The sequence below is a fragment of the Neptuniibacter sp. 2_MG-2023 genome (assembly GCF_030547495.1).
GTDB lineage: Bacteria > Pseudomonadota > Gammaproteobacteria > Pseudomonadales > Balneatricaceae > Neptuniibacter.
Map to the genome: position 1 here is coordinate 45088 of NZ_JAUOQC010000012.1, position 15442 is coordinate 60529.

Here is a 15442-nt window from a genome sequence, read left to right on the forward strand (position 1 = left end):
TATTATTTTAATCATATATGATTAATGGCTGAAAGGCCCGTATTTGCTCACTGTAACTCTGCGCGTGGTCACTCTTTTAGTGATAAAATAATAATTAATGTAATTTTTTAGATCTATTTAAGCGAAATAATAGGGTAGTTTATCTTGCTAATTTGCATGAATAGATATGTCGGTAATGGCTAATATTCAATAATATCTGATTGATTAGGGTAGATGATCTAATGGCTAAAGGCACCTTGTATGTTGTTTCTGCCCCTTCTGGTGCGGGCAAAACTAGTTTAGTAAAAGCGATGTTGGAACAAGATAGTGAGATTGTTGTATCGGTTTCTCATACCACGCGGGATATGCGACCTGGTGAGGTCGATGGCGTTGATTATAATTTTGTTTCTATGACGCAATTCAATCAGATGATTGAGGATGCTGATTTTCTTGAGTTTGCTGAAGTATTTACTAACAAATATGGTACATCTCAGCGCTGGGTTGAGACTCAGTTAGCGCAAGGCAAGGATGTTATTTTAGAAATCGATTGGCAGGGAGCACAACAGATTCGACGTTTGATGCCTGATTGCTTATCAATTTTTATTCTACCGCCTTCGCGTGAAGTTTTAGAGCAGCGTTTGAAAGGACGTGGTACGGATAGTGAGGAGGTTATTGGCTTACGTATGTCTGAAGCGGCAAGTGAAATGAGCCATTATCCTGAATATGATTATTTAGTTATCAATGATGACTTTGAGACCGCTTTGAAAGAGTTACACGGCATCTTTTTATCTCAACGTATGAAAATCGAACGACAGAAAGATCATTGCCACGATTTGCTTGTAAGTCTCTTGTCATAATATAGATCTAGCGGTACACTACGCGGTCTTTCAATACACTCAAAATTTTCGAGGTTTTACCGATGGCACGAGTTACAGTTGAAGATTGCCTGGAAAATGTAGACAACCGTTTCCAGTTAGTAATGGTTGCTGCTAAGCGCGCACGTCAGCTGGCTACTGGCGGTAAAGAAGCTAAAATCGATTGGGAAAATGATAAGCCTACTGTTGTGGCGCTGCGCGAAATCGCTGAAGGTCATATCGGTCGCTCTATTTTGGATGAAATCGAACGCGATTAATCGCTCGGTTCTGACATTCTTTTCAAACGCCCTGATTTATCAGGGCGTTTTCGTTATTAAAGACTTTTCCTAGTGGCGTTATTACGGCATTATTTCTGTATGAACGCAGGTAGTTTGGAGAGGCAATGCAAACAATAGACGCACTATCACAACGCTTAAGCGATTATTTGGATCCAATGCAGATCCAACAGGTGCGTCGTTCCTATTTTTACGCAGAACAGGCGCACGATGGCCAAAAACGTAAAAGTGGTGAACCATATGTAACCCACCCATTGGCTGCTGCTAATGTCTTGGCAGAGCTGCGCATGGACCATCAGAGTTTGATGGCGGCGATGTTGCATGATGTTATTGAAGATACAGATATCAGCTATGAAGGTATCGAGTCACAGTTTGGTAAATCAGTGGCTGATATTGTTGATGGCGTCTCTAAGCTAACCCACCTTGAATTTGAAACTAAAGCCGAAGCGCAAGCGAGTAACTTCCAAAAGATGGTCTTGGCCATGGCGGAAGATATTCGTGTTATTTTGGTTAAGTTAGCCGACCGTCTCCACAATATGCGTACCTTGGGGGCAATGCCACCCCATAAACAGCGCCGTATTGCCCGTGAAACTTTAGATATTTATGCACCGATTGCTGCCCGTTTAGGTATGCGTGATGTTCAGGTCGAGCTAGAGGATTTGGCGTTCCAGTCCCATTATCCAATGCGTGCTAAATATATACGTCGTGCTGTTGTTCAGGCGCGAGGGCAGCGTAAAGATATTATTAGTTCCATTCAGGAAACGATTGAAAAACGGTTAGAGAAAGAAGGCTTAAGCGGCACCGTCACAGGACGAGAGAAGCACCTTTATAGCATCTATTCTAAGATGAAAGCGCAGCGTAAATCTTTTTCAGAAATAATGGATGTGTTTGCTTTTCGTATTGTCACGGAGAGCGTTGATGATTGCTATCGAGCTTTAGGTGCAGTGCATAACTTATATAAGCCTGTACACGGACGTTTTAAAGATTATATAGCGATTCCTAAAGCAAACGGCTACCAGTCTTTGCATACAGACCTGTTTGGTGCGCGAGATATTACGATCGAAGTGCAGATCCGCACCCATGAGATGGACGTGGTCGCGAGCCAAGGGATCGCTGAACATAGCCATTATAAAAATGATGATGGCAGTGATGCTTCAGAAAGCGCTTTAGGTTCCTATAAACGTGCTCGCAAGTGGGTTAAAGGTTTATTGGAGATGCACCAAAGTGCGGGCAACTCTATGGAGTTTATCGATAGTGTTAAGACTGATCTCTTTCCCGATGAGGTTTATATCTTTACGCCTTTAGGTAAGATAATGGAGTTACCGAGTGGTGCTACGGCTGTTGATTTTGCTTACGCGGTACATACCGATGTAGGTAACTCCTGTGTCTCTTGTCGTATTAATCGTCGTTTGGCTCCTTTGTCCCAACCTTTGGAGAATGGTCAAACGGTCGAGGTGATTACGACGCCTAGCGCACAGCCGAATATGGCATGGTTAAACTTTGTTGTAACTGGCAAAGCGCGCACAGCGATTCGACACTATCTGAAAAACCAGCAGCGACATGAATCAGTCGAGCTTGGGCAACGCTTATTAAATCAATTCTTAGCTAATTATGGCACTTCGGTTAACGATATAGATCCGTTTAAATTGCGTGACCTGCTGCATGAAGCTGAGCTTGCGAATCTAGATGATCTGCTCGAAGATATTGGTTTAGGTAACCGTATGGCGTATGTGGTAGCGCGACGTCTGCGTCCTGAGCAGCCTGCGAGCGGTGATGAAGCGGGAAGTGAGCGCTTACGTAACCAAAAACCAATGTCCATTAAAGGGACAGAGGGTATGGTGCTGCAATATGCGAAATGTTGTTTGCCGATTCCTGGCGATAAAATCATCGGCCATATTAGTACAGGTCGAGGGTTAGTGATTCATCAAACAGATTGCCGGAATATTGGCTATCTACGTGATGATCCAGAAAAATGTATCTACCTTGAATGGTCCGATAAGCTAGAGGAAGAGTTTAGCGTTAACTTGAAGACTGAGGTTGAGTCTCATCGAGGTATTATTGCTGAACTCGCAACAACCGCTGCAAGTGCGGGTGCGGATGTTGTAGCCATTGATATAGGAGATCATGAAGGGCCGCTAGCTAATGTGCATATAGAAGTAACTGTGACTGATCGTATTCATCTGGCCCGTGTGATGAAAAAATTGCGTAACTTGAAGAGCGTTAACCGGATTGCGCGGGAATAGCGCGCATTATAGTTACTGGCCCAAGGCTAACCCCTCCCTTCGATTATCAACACCACTTTCCCATTTCCCGCTATCTGTACGGCGAAATGCGTGTAATCCACTGTTTAGATCACGAATTTTAATTTCATGTCCCATTTGACTTAGCGGCTCCTCCAGCTGTACCGCTGTAGTTCCTGCTTCTAATTCTGTAATGCCGTTACGGTTACTTACGTGTGGTGTGTTGATTGCTTGCTGCAGAGGTAGCTCTGTATTCAGCATCATTAATAAGCTTTCTGCAACATAACTAATGATACGGCTCCCGCCGGGTGAGCCAACCGCAGCATATAGTTTCCCCTCCGAATCAAACACCATAAAAGGTGACATGGAGCTACGTGGTCGTTTACCCGGTTGAACCCTATTGGCAATTAGGCGACCTTGTTTTTCAGGAGTAAATGAGAAATCGGTCAACTGATTATTGAGTAAAAACCCCCCTGCCATGAGCGTAGAGCCAAACGCCATCTCTATACTGCTTGTCATAGAGGCGGCATTTCCCCATTGATCTACAACGACAAAATGGCTGGTGGAGGGAAGCTCTGGTGATTGGTCATCCTGCCACGCAGTCTTAACTCCTTGGGGGCGCCCAGGTGCTAAGGTGCCAGTATCTTTTTTTGGATTGATCAACTGGGCACGTTGCTGAATATAGTTTTCATTTAATAGGTTGGATACCGGCACATCAACAAAATCACTATCAGCTAAATAACGACCACGGTCAGCAAAGGCGAGACGTGAGGCTTGTGTAAATAGGTGCTTCGCGTTTGAACTGTCAGGTGCGAGTGCTGAGTAGTTTGTATGCTCTAGCAGCTTTAATATCTGTAAGACCGTTACACCGCCGGATGTAGGGGGCGGAAAGCCACAAACTTTGTACCCTTGGTAGGGTAAGCAGATGGGGGCGCGCTCAATCGCTTGATACTGCTTTAGGTCAGCGGTACTGAGTAAGCCGGGATTATCTGTTGCGTTTTGAACCTGACTGACGATTTTGGTGCCTATAGTGCCTTGATAAAAGACTGAGCTCCCTTGCTGGGCAATCAATTCAAGGCTATCGGCCAGCGCTGGGTTTTTACGAACAAAGCCGGTAGGTAATGGCGAGCCATCTTTTAAATAAAAATACTCTCGTGCTTCAGGGTATCTATTTAAGCCTGGGTTTATACCGCTGGCGATTAGTTTGTGCAGGCGAGGGCTTATTTTAAAGCCTTCTTTTGATCGATGAATCGCATCATTGAACAAGGTTTTCCATGGCCGCTTACCATACTTAGATTGTGTTAACTCCAGCATTTTCAGTACACCAGGTGTACCAACAGAGCGCCCACCTACAAGGGCATCAACCCAGCGCATAGGTTGCTTGTTACGATAGAATAGTTGTGAATCAGCCGCGAGAGGGGCGGTTTCCCTGCCATCTAATGCGATTAGCTTTTCGGTTGTTTGATCCCAATATAATAGAAAGGCTCCCCCTCCAATGCCTGAGGATTGCGGCTCAACCAAGGTGAGCATTGCCTGAATGGCAACGGCTGCATCTGCCGCAGTACCACCCTGTTGGAGTATATGTAAACCCGCTTTTGTTGCGAGGGGATTAGCTGTGACAACAAGGGAATTATATTCACTTGAAATAATGCTTTTTTGAAGTCCTGTGCTATTTTCAGGTGCTAGGTCTTCCTCAACTGCATAAGCGATTGAAAGTGGAAATAGAAGAAAAAATAGTACAATCCGATGTATATGCGGTAAGTTCATAGTTAAAATGGTAAAAATCGCACTTAATAAGTGAATAATTGATCAAGAGTTTTGCTTTCTAAAAGTGTTACTAATAATCTACCCTTAACATTAAGCCAAGACTAGCATTTGGAGAAAGGAAATTGTCAGTAGGTGTATGCGTTCTGGAAAATCGCGGTGAACTACCGCAGTTCCGATTAGTGTTATTGCATGATGCTGAAGGGAAAGCGTTAGCTATATTACCTGCTAATTCGCTACTTAACCTTGTTGCGATTTGGAAAAAAACCGGGCGCCAACTCCAGCCGGTTAAAGGTGAAGATGCGAGCCGATACTTTAGCCAAGATGCATTGAATTTCCCTGATGGGCAAGCCAAACTGCTTTCATTGAAGTTATTTATCGCCTCAGAATGCTTGCAGCATGAGCAACTGGAGCTAATTGAACCCCATTCTGGATTAAGTTTTATTGCTATCGCTGAGCAGTTGGAAATGGGTCAGCGTTTAGAGTTGGGACTGACGTTGGATCAGATTACAGAGATTCAGCCGGAAGGTAATGATACCGCTGTGATCTCTAAGGCTGTGGAGCGTTTTACTGTTCTACGTATTCAGCAGCGCCTTGAAGATACTTTAGGTTTGCCATCTCTACCGCCAACCGTTAAAAAAATCATTATGTTACGCTCAGATCCAGAAGCGGGTGTGAAAGAGCTTGTACCGGTGGTTAAGCTGGATCCAAGCTTATCGGCTCAGGTTATGAGTTGGGCTGCATCACCTTATTATGCTGCGCCGGGCGATGTGCACTCTATTGATGATGCGGTTATTCGTGTGCTGGGCTTTGATCTTGTGATTAATATGGCTCTAGGTACGGCGATGGGGCAGATGCTTAAACTCCCTGATGATCTGCCTCGTGGTGCAACACCTTACTGGATGCAAGCGGTCTATAATGCCAGCCTTGCGGAAAAGCTTTGTCGATTGATGACGGCGAATGATAGTCGCCCACTACCGGGTTTAGTTTATCTTTCTGCGTTATTGCATAATTTTGGCTATCTAGTGTTGGCTCACCTTTTTCCCCCTCACTTTTCATTGCTTTCCCGTTATATTGAGGCTAATCCGCACTTTGCTTTAGATGCGATAGAGCAGCAGATTTTGAGTGTTACTCGAGAGCAAATTGGCAGCTGGTTGTTGGCGAGTTGGGATCTTCCCGAGCCTGTAACTGTCGCGATTAGGCAGCAAAATAATCTAGAGTACAAAGGGGAGCATGAGCAATACGCTAAACTGCTTTATCTCTCCAATCGTTTACTTCGACAGCAGGGACTGAGTGATGGGCCTGTAAGTAAGATACCTGATGAGTTGTACCAAGAGCTGGGTTTAAATGAAGAGGAAGTGGCTGAGACGCTGCAGGAACTAATGAGTAATGAAAATAATATCAAAGAGTTAACTGAAATCTTGGGTGATTAGGCTTGCTGGACTACAGCCTGGGTATCGCATAAACGATGCCCGTGGCTGTGAGTGTTATTTTTCCAATTCGCTGAGCTCTTCTTCTAAACTTTCCAGCGCTTCTTGTTGTTCTATCCACTCAAGTTCTGTTATTTCTGCTTGTTGTTTTAAACTGGCTTGTTGCTGCAGCAACTCTTTCAGTTTGTCTTTATTTACCGCTTCGTAGATTGAGCTTTCACTGAGCGCCGCTTCTATTGCTGTTAACTGTTCGTGTTGTTTCTCCATATCAGCGTCGAGTTTTTCAATTCGTTTCTTGATAGGTCGCAGCTGATTTCTACGTTCCGCGGCTAAGCGTTTTTGCTCTTTTCGTTCAGTTGCTGAGAGAGATTTTTTCTCGTCCGTTTTTGCGCTAGAGAAGGCATCGGCTTCAGCTTTTTGTTCTTGGCGTTTCTGTTCTAATAGCCAGTTTTGATAATCATCTAAATCACCTTTAAATTCTGATACTTGTCCATTAGCGACCAATAAGAACTCGTCAACAGTATTACGAAGTAGGTGGCGATCATGGGAGACTAAAATGAGTACCCCTTCAAATGATTGCAGGGCGAGTGTGAGCGCGTGGCGAACTTCAAGATCGAGATGGTTGGTAGGCTCATCCATTAATAATAGATTAGGCTTTTGCCACGCGATCATAGAGAGGGCAACCCGTGCTTTTTCACCGCCGGAGAAATTCTGTACAGGCTCCAATGCTCGGTCGCCTATAAAACCAAAGGAGCCCAAAAAGTTACGGATCTCTTGTTCTGAAGCATTGGGCGTTATCCGTTTGATATGGAGTAGAGGGGATGCCGCCATATCTAAAGCTTCAAGCTGATGTTGGGCAAAATAGCCTATTTGTAAATTATCACTCTCCTGACGTTCCCCATTGCAGAGCGCTAAGTCACCAACCAAGGTTTTAACTAAGGTGGATTTGCCCGCGCCATTAGGGCCAAGCAGGCCAATACGTGTTCCCGGTGTTAGAGAAAGCGAACTTTTGTTGAGTACGGTTTTTCCATCATATCCACATTCAGCATCGGATAATGTGAGCAAGGGTGAGGACATCTTATCAGAAGAGCAAAACTGAAAACTGAAAGGACTATCAATGTGCGCAGGTGCAATCTTCTCCATGCGCTCTAGCTCTTTTATACGGCTTTGTGCTTGTTTTGCTTTTGTCGCTTTTGCACGAAAACGGCGGACAAAATCTTCTACTTCGCTAATGCGCTGCTGCTGTTTAACGAAGGCCGCTTGTTGTTGGGCTAAGCGCTCTGCTCGTTGGCGTTCAAACGCTGAGTATCCGCCTTTATATAGCAGCAACTTCTTCTGTTCTACATGGGTAATATGAGTGACAACATTATCCAGAAAGTCGCGGTCATGGGAGATAAGAATAAGCATCCCAGGGTACTGTCGAAGCCACTGTTCTAGCCAGATTGTGGCATCTAGGTCTAAATGGTTGGTGGGTTCATCTAGCAGCAAAAGGTCGGAGGGACACATCAGAGCCTGAGCTAGATTTAAACGGATTCTCCAACCCCCTGAGAACTCTTTTACGCCGCGGGTAATATCGGTATGGCTAAAGCCAAGTCCAGACAGTAGCTGTGCTGCGCGAGATTCAGCTGTATAACCATCAAGATTGTCTAGCTCTGCATGTAACTCGCCAATACGGGCATGTTGATGCTCTTGTTCCGCGAGGGCTAATTGGTTTTGGACTTTACGCAGTTCAATATCACCGTCTAACACATACTCAAGCGCTGACCTATTGGATGTAGGGACTTCTTGAGCCATATGGGACATACGTAATCCCCCTGGTAGCTCTAAATCACCACTATCGCAGTGGAGTTCCCCTAGAATCAGTTTGAATAGCGAGGTTTTACCTGCACCATTGGCACCCACAAGCCCTACTTTCCAGCCAGGATGTAGTGTTAAATCGGCCTGCTCTAGCAAAATGTTATGGCCGCGTTGTAAGCTTACTTTTTGTAATTGAATCATGGCGGCGGATTTTAACATACAGATGCAATTGAAAAACGATCTATGGGACTTTGCGCTCAATTTTTATCAACAGCCCGGTATTGAATCGGCTTGTTTGTTACTACAAGATCAATTTGGCTTGAGCATTAATCGGGTTATTTATGCCGTTTGGTGTGGCTGCCAAGGTGAAAAAACGGAGGTTGGTGTAAGTGATGATGCTGATCAGTGGCAATTTGAGGTCGCAGGTGCATTGAGGGATATCCGCTTTCGTGTGCGAGAGCGGAAGGCAGATTGTGGAGCATTAGCTGAATGTTATGATAAATTGAAACAAGCTGAACTTGCCTGTGAGCAGGTTGAATTCGCTATGTTATATCAGCAAAAGAGAGTCTATATGCAGTCTAAAGGCTCGCGCTCTTTAGTCCGAAATAATCTTGAGTCTTATATAGCAACAGCAAATGTTGAAGTGAGTCCTGAACTTGAATTAGCAATTGGACCTATTTTATCAGCACTAAATCACTACTTATGAATAAATGGGGCTGTTTGGGGTGGTTTGCGAGTGAACTTTGCGGTTTAATCGTGGACTAAGCATCACAGAAGTGGACTGGAAATACGTTTGCATTGGCCCTTGAATGGTTTTGATTATTAGGAAGTCGCCTATAAATACGGACTTCCAGTGAATAATAAATAAGGATAAGAACAGATGAAACAAACTTTATTAGCGGTTGCTCTTAGTGCCGCGTTAATCTCTCCAGCTGTTACAGCAGTAGAACTAGAAACTGAAGAGCAGAAAGTTAGCTACAGTGTTGGGTTAATGGTAGGCGAGCAACTTAAAACAATTTCTGATCTTGATTTTGATACCTTCATCGCTGCAGCTAAAACGACTTATGCTGGTGAAGAGCCACAGCTGACACCTGATCAAGTTGGAGAGGTTATGAAAGCCTTCCAAGAGCGTCAAGTTGCAGAACAGAAAAAGAAATTTGATCAGCTAAGCCAAGATAATCTAGATAAAGGTACAAAATACCTAGCTGAGAACGGTAAAAAGAAAGGCGTTGTAACAACTAAGTCTGGTTTGCAGTATCAAGAACTAACGGCAGGTAAAGGTAAAACGCCAACGGCTGAAGATATAGTAAAAGTTCATTACCGTGGTACGTTGATTGATGGAACTGAGTTTGATAGCTCTTATTCCCGTAATGAGCCCGTTTCTTTCCCTCTGAATGGTGTTATCCCAGGCTGGACTGAAGGTCTACAGCTTATTAAAGAGGGTGGTAAAGCACGCTTAGTTATTCCATCTGAACTTGCTTATGGACCCGGTGGTATGGGCGGTGCAATTGGACCGAACGAAACGCTGATCTTTGAAGTTGAGTTACTTGAAATTAATCCGAAAGCTGAAGAAGCAACAGAAGAAGCTAAGTAAGCTCTTCTTTTTGGATAGATAAAAAAGGCCGCAACATTGTTTGCGGCCTTTTTTGTTATGCAGTGCGCGGTGTTTTTATTGAACCGTTATTTCAGTTCGTTCATTATGCCATTAGAGGCAAGGGCATAATATTTTCCTTGGCCAAAGCCAACGGCATAGACTCCAGCTTGCACTGGGCCGTAGGCGTCTCTGCGGTGAACTCTCCAGCTTTTTAACTCTTCCCCAGTGTTTACATCCCATAATTGCACTAAACCTGAGGCGGTGCCTGTGAGTAGTTGCTGGCTGTCAGGGGAAAAACGGGCACTGAGATAGCTGATTCTCTTTTGAGAAAAACTAGCGATGTTGCTCAGGGTATGAATTTCATTACCTGAATCAATATCCCAGATAATCGCTTTATCCAAACTACCTGAACTAAAGGCGGTTTTTTTATTAGGTGAAAGAGCAACGGTATCGACTACATTTCCTAAGGTTAACTCTTGTAGTAGTTCGCCAGTTTCAACACTCCAGAGTTTGACTTTGTAAGCGTCTGATCCCGTTAATGCTAAAGAACCATCATCACTTAGATCGACGCTCCTTACTCTTGCATCATGGCGAAATGTTCGTTTAACCCCACCTCTTTTTACATCAAAATAAACGGCAGTATGGTTAGCTAATCCTAAAAGAGCATAATTGCCATTGGGTGATAGATCCATTTGCATGATTTCGGCTGGAGAGCTCCAGAACCCTTCTGCCTGACCTGTGCTTAGGCTCCAAAGAACAAGATTCTGTTGGTCCGCTGTGGCGGCATAGCTCTCTTCAGGAGAGAAGGCGGTCGCCGCAATAATAGAAGGTGTATTCGCCCGATGATTCCAATTGTAGAGACGCTCGTGGTTGTCGAGTTTCCATAAACTTCCACCGTGATCGAATGAGCCGATCACGCTGTAGGTTCCTTCTGTGGATATGCTTGCCGTGTACGCCCCTCGGAGGGCGTACTCTTTCCATGCTGAGGGTGCATCGCCGCTGTCACACCCTGCAAGGACGAGTAAACCACTAGCGACTAGAACAGATTTTACGACAGGCTGCATGATTTAATCCTTACTCAGTCACTACCGCATCTCGATGAGAAGTATGCAGTACAGCGATCATCTTATCTTCTAGCTCAAAACGTTCCTCTAATGCTTCACCGAGTTTAGATAAATTCTCAGAGAACTCTCTGATTGTCTGTACGGTTGGCTCAGATAAAGTCGAAAAATCATCATTGAAGTCTAGGGCAATATCCGTACTTACCTGAATTTTAGGTAAGAGTTCTTGACCCTCTTCTAAACTACCGTCAGCGAAGTCACTGCCTTCAAGTAGTAGCTGTTCATAAACTTCAAAGTGTCCAGATGAGAGGTAATCCATCATTACTTGGCAGAAGGTTTGAACACGTAGATTGAGTTCATCATCGATTGGTTGTTCAGGTAGATGGACAAATAGGCTGATCAATCGCTGCCGTCCCTCTAACCAATTATCAATAATTTCGCTGACACCGCCCCAACGTTCCTTAGCGCTCTTACATTTTTCTAACATTATGCGCTCCTTTGCTGCCTTTAATTTAGGCAGTCATATAAGAATAAGTTTGTAACAATACTTTCGCTCTTTGGTTTAACCATCATATTCCTAAGCTGTTTCAAGGCGCAACAGCCGTTGTCTGAAAAACGCATTTTTATTGAGTCGCTTCATGTTCCAGTGCTATTTTTCTGTACTTGAGTGAAAATATTCTCCAGAGCGGCTGTTGGGCATTACCTGAGCGGGTTATACTCGGAATATTGTTGGATTTTACGGGGCGATAAATGTTTAAACGACTGGCTTTATTAATGGTATTGGTTTTTTCTGTGCAGTTGGCTTGGGCTGAAGGTGATACAGAGAAAACAGTTGAAGATTATGTGAACTATATCGAATTGAAGTCATTCACAACGAACTTGGATGGTGTAGGTAAACCTCGTTTTCTTAAATGCGAAGTAACAATTCAAGTTTCGAGTGAATCGGCACACCATGCGGTTAATGCTCACATGCCGCAAATCAGAAATGATTTGGTCTTTTTGTTAAGTTCTCAAAATGATGAAACAGTTGGGACGATTGAAGCACAAAATATATTGGCTAAAAAAGCGTTGAAAGTCGTACAGGATGTTCTTATTGCAGAAGAAAGCGAGAGCTTTGTGTCTGACCTGTTTTTTACCAGCTTTGTTGTTCAGTAAGCTTATATATTGTTCGTTAGAATAAAAAATGCAGGCTAAGCCTGCATTTTTTTATTCCAAGATATAGCCCCTTAATTTGACATGTATTCAGCTAAGTAACTATCGAAATCTTGGCTGTCAGTTGCTTCAATCTCACGCTGTTCTTGCAGAGAGTCACCTTGCATATCTCTCAGTTTAACTTCCATGTTCTGATCAATAAGGTCAGATAAGAGCGTTTGTTTATGCAATTTGGCTTGTTGCATAACAAATTCGCTATGACTTAGGTTTTGCTCACGCATTACTTTTAGCACTTGTGCTGAAGGAGTGAGTTCTGGATTGTCTAATTTCTTTTGTTGCTCTTGTACTGATTGGACGTAGTTCGTACTTCCGTAAGCTTCATCCAATAGAGCGGCTGTTTGTTGCATCTCTAGCAATAGTTCACTACCCCATTGGTGTAGAGCGATCTCCTGATCATCTTTGAGAAGAGTTAATCCTGGTTCTCTGCCTCGGCTAACAACGCGCTGGTGGTTTTCACTAATCTGATCGCACTCTTCGGTGCTAATTTCTCTTTCTTCCATTAGAAGGCAGGTTAGCAAGAAGGTGTCTAAGAAATCCGCTTGGCATTGATCTATACCTAGAGGTAAAAATGGATTTATATCGGTATTACGAACTTCGATATATTCCACGCCGCGAGCAATCAATGCGTGTACAGGCTTTTCGCCAGATTGTGTAACACGCTTAGGACGGATATCGCTGTAATATTCATTCTCAATTTGCAGTATGTTAGCGTTTAACTGTTTGTACTGCCCATCGACCTTAACACCTAAGCTTTCATAAGGTTTGTAGGGTGTTCGGATCGCTCGGTTCAGTGAGCTTGCATAAGTATTTAAGTGGTTAAAGCAGATATTAAGGCCTGCTTGTGCTTTGTTGGAATAACCCAAATCACTCATGCGTAAAGAGGTTGCATAAGGCAGATAGAGGGTATCTCCTGATAAGCTCTCTAGTGCGTGTTTCTTCCCTTTTAGGAAAGAGCTACAAAGCGCAGGTGATGCACCAAATAAATAGATTAACAACCAAGAGTAGCGGCGGAAGTTTCTAATAAGGCTAAAATAGGAGGCTGATCTGAACTCTTGCAGGGAGCCACTATCGCCCATGTAGGTTTGGAGTATCGGCCAAAAGTCGGTAGGCATTGAAAAGTTATAGTGAATACCGGCAATGGTTTGCATCATCTTACCGTAGCGGTTTTCTAAACCTACGCGATAGATGTATTTCATCTTCCCTACATTGGAATCGCCGTAACGGGCAATTGGAATTATTGATTCATCTAAAAGGTGGCATGGCATACTGGCTGGCCAGATCAGCTCTTCGTCCAAATTTTGGTAGGTGTAGCGATGTAGATCCGCCAAAAATTGTAATGCATCAGATGACTGTTCAAAGACTGGGGTAATAAATTCCAGTAACGACTCAGAATAATCCGTAGTTATATACTCGTGAGTAAGAGCAGACCCAAGGGCTACAGGGTGAGAAGTTTGTGCGAGTTCTTTATCAAGATCTACACGTAAACCTTCTTTCTCTAAACCATGCTGAAGCTGAGTTAATAAATTAACGTGGCCGCTTTCTTTTAACCAGCTGAGCTTCTGCTGTAGTTGGGAATAGGATGTTGTGGAAGACAAACGCTGATCCTTTAAGTCACTCATTGAAGGGGGGCATTATAATTGAGCAAACGCTAAATTGCTGCAATGAAACGAATTGTTCGCAATATTGACCGGATTTAAATGAAATAATTCATTAGAGCAGGTAAAGAAAATACCTGCTCCAATGAAAATTGCTCAGGATACGCTTAATACCTGCATTGAGTTGGTGCCGCCATCTTTCCCTAAGGTTGCGCCACGGGTAAGGATAACAAGGTCGCCGGTTTGGAGGAGATTACGCGCTTTTAGGCCTGCAAGGACCTCGGTATTAAGTTTATCTTCACTGATCTGGGTTGCATCAAAGAAGATAGGTTCAACACCTCGATAAAGTGCGGTGCGGCGCATAGTTCTTTCATTGCGAGTCAGCGCAAATATAGGTAGGCCCGAGCGGATACGTGACATCCATAATGGAGTAGACCCTGATTCTGTTAGGCAGATTATCGCTTTTACACCGATGAGATGGTTGGCCGTATACATTGCAGACCGTGCGATAGTTTCGTCAAAACGTTCCATTTTCATGGAGATATTTGTCTCCATTGGGCGTGCTATTTGGTGTTTCTCCGCGCCTTGGCATATAGAGGTCATTGATTTAACGACCTCTATAGGGTGTTTACCTGCTGCGGTCTCTGCTGACAGCATGACGGCATCGGTTCCATCAAGAATAGCGTTAGCAACATCGAAAACTTCTGCACGGGTAGGCATTGGGTTTTCGATCATAGACTCCATCATCTGTGTTGCTGTAATGACAAAGCGGTTCAGTTCCCTGGAGCGTTGAATCAGATGTTTTTGTACACCGATAAGCTCCGCATCACCAATTTCTACCCCTAAGTCACCACGCGCAACCATAATCCCATCACAAGCCAGGATAATTTGATCGAGCGCTTCATTGCTGGCAACGGTTTCTGCACGTTCAATTTTAGCAATTATCTCCGCACGGCTTCCTGCTTCATCCAATAATCTACGGGCTTCGTGTAGGTCTTCTGCATTACGAGGGAAAGATACGGCGATGTAGTCCATATCGATTTCGCCAGCAACTTTAATATCTCTGCGGTCTTTTTCTGTTAGGGCGGCCGCAGAAAGGCCTCCGCCTTGACGGTTGATGCCTTTATTATTTGAAAGAGGGCCGCCAATCATAACTTCTGTCAGAATTCGGCTTCCATCAATGCTCAAAACTTTGAGCTGCACGCGGCCATCATCTAGCAGCAGAATATCTCCAGCCGAACTGTCTTCTGGAAGCGCTTTATAATCTATTCCGACTTGCTGTTGGTCGCCATCTTGGTTGCCGAGTTGTGCATCTAATGTGAATTGATCACCTTTCTTAAGAGTAATGCGATCATCTTTGAAACGAGCAATACGAATTTTCGGACCTTGCAAATCACCAAGTATTGCGATGGATAAGCCCAATTTACGTGCAGTTTTTCTAACGTCGCTGGCTCTTTTTCGGTGATCTGCTGCGCTGCCATGGGAGAAATTTAGGCGGACTGTGTTTACTCCATTACGAAGAATCTCTTCCAATACACCAGGCTGGTCAGTGGATGGGCCTAAAGTGGCAACAATTTTTGTACGTTTCAACATGAGAAAAATTTGCTCCGTATTTGAGAA

13 protein-coding genes are annotated in these 15442 nt (G+C 44.0%); 7 read left to right on the plus strand and 6 right to left on the minus strand.

What is annotated here, in order from left to right; all coding sequences use genetic code 11:
- Nucleotides 1–221: 221 nt before the first annotated feature.
- The 3 genes from gmk (at nt 222) to Q4486_RS12005 (ending at nt 3372) form a co-directional block, all read left to right on the plus strand.
- A complete protein-coding gene (gmk, locus tag Q4486_RS11995; protein WP_303418210.1) occupies nt 222–836 on the plus strand; it encodes a guanylate kinase in 615 nt (204 codons plus the stop codon).
- A gap of 62 nt (nt 837–898) precedes the next feature.
- Nucleotides 899–1111 carry a DNA-directed RNA polymerase subunit omega gene (gene rpoZ / locus Q4486_RS12000; protein WP_303418208.1) on the plus strand — a complete coding sequence of 71 codons (213 nt, stop codon included), beginning with the start codon at nt 899–901 and terminating at the stop codon, nt 1109–1111.
- Between the two features lie 125 nt (nt 1112–1236).
- Nucleotides 1237–3372 (plus strand): bifunctional (p)ppGpp synthetase/guanosine-3',5'-bis(diphosphate) 3'-pyrophosphohydrolase, encoded by a 2136-nt coding sequence (locus Q4486_RS12005; RefSeq protein WP_303418205.1) that lies wholly within the window; start codon nt 1237–1239, stop codon nt 3370–3372.
- 12 nt (nt 3373–3384) lie between these two features.
- Here Q4486_RS12005 and ggt read toward each other — a convergent pair whose 3' ends face one another.
- Entirely contained in the window at nt 3385–5136 is a 1752-nt protein-coding gene (gene ggt, locus Q4486_RS12010) for a gamma-glutamyltransferase (RefSeq protein ID WP_303519583.1), read from the minus strand.
- A 122-nt stretch (nt 5137–5258) separates the two neighbouring features.
- Here ggt and Q4486_RS12015 point away from each other — a divergent pair, with 122 nt between their 5' ends.
- Nucleotides 5259–6566 (plus strand): HDOD domain-containing protein, encoded by a 1308-nt coding sequence (locus tag Q4486_RS12015; protein WP_303418201.1) that lies wholly within the window; start codon nt 5259–5261, stop codon nt 6564–6566.
- Between the two features lie 54 nt (nt 6567–6620).
- Here Q4486_RS12015 and Q4486_RS12020 read toward each other — a convergent pair whose 3' ends face one another.
- On the minus strand, nt 6621–8561 hold the full coding sequence (locus Q4486_RS12020) for an ATP-binding cassette domain-containing protein (RefSeq protein ID WP_303519625.1): 1941 nt from the start codon (nt 8559–8561) through the stop codon (nt 6621–6623).
- Between the two features lie 22 nt (nt 8562–8583).
- On the opposite strand from Q4486_RS12020, the gene Q4486_RS12025 reads away from it, so the two are divergent.
- The gene (locus Q4486_RS12025; RefSeq protein WP_303519584.1) at nt 8584–9066 is read left to right on the plus strand and encodes a TIGR02444 family protein; all 483 of its coding nucleotides are present in this window, start codon (nt 8584–8586) and stop codon (nt 9064–9066) included.
- 174 nt (nt 9067–9240) lie between these two features.
- Nucleotides 9241–9954 (plus strand): FKBP-type peptidyl-prolyl cis-trans isomerase, encoded by a 714-nt coding sequence (locus tag Q4486_RS12030; protein ID WP_303418197.1) that lies wholly within the window; start codon nt 9241–9243, stop codon nt 9952–9954.
- Between the two features lie 86 nt (nt 9955–10040).
- Here the strand turns inward: Q4486_RS12030 and Q4486_RS12035 are convergent, their stop codons facing one another.
- Nucleotides 10041–11018 (minus strand): WD40 repeat domain-containing protein, encoded by a 978-nt coding sequence (locus Q4486_RS12035; RefSeq protein WP_303519586.1) that lies wholly within the window; start codon nt 11016–11018, stop codon nt 10041–10043.
- Between the two features lie 10 nt (nt 11019–11028).
- A complete protein-coding gene (gene rsd, locus Q4486_RS12040; protein WP_303418193.1) occupies nt 11029–11502 on the minus strand; it encodes a sigma D regulator in 474 nt (157 codons plus the stop codon).
- A gap of 263 nt (nt 11503–11765) precedes the next feature.
- On the opposite strand from rsd, the gene fliL reads away from it, so the two are divergent.
- Entirely contained in the window at nt 11766–12170 is a 405-nt protein-coding gene (gene fliL, locus Q4486_RS12045; RefSeq protein ID WP_067863081.1) for a flagellar basal body-associated protein FliL, read from the plus strand.
- Between the two features lie 71 nt (nt 12171–12241).
- Here the strand turns inward: fliL and gshA are convergent, their stop codons facing one another.
- Complete coding sequence (gshA, locus tag Q4486_RS12050) at nt 12242–13846, minus strand: glutamate--cysteine ligase (RefSeq protein ID WP_303519589.1); 1605 nt, start codon at nt 13844–13846, stop codon at nt 12242–12244.
- Between the two features lie 132 nt (nt 13847–13978).
- On the minus strand, nt 13979–15415 hold the full coding sequence (gene pyk, locus Q4486_RS12055; protein ID WP_303418187.1) for a pyruvate kinase: 1437 nt from the start codon (nt 15413–15415) through the stop codon (nt 13979–13981).
- Nucleotides 15416–15442 lie beyond the last annotated feature (27 nt).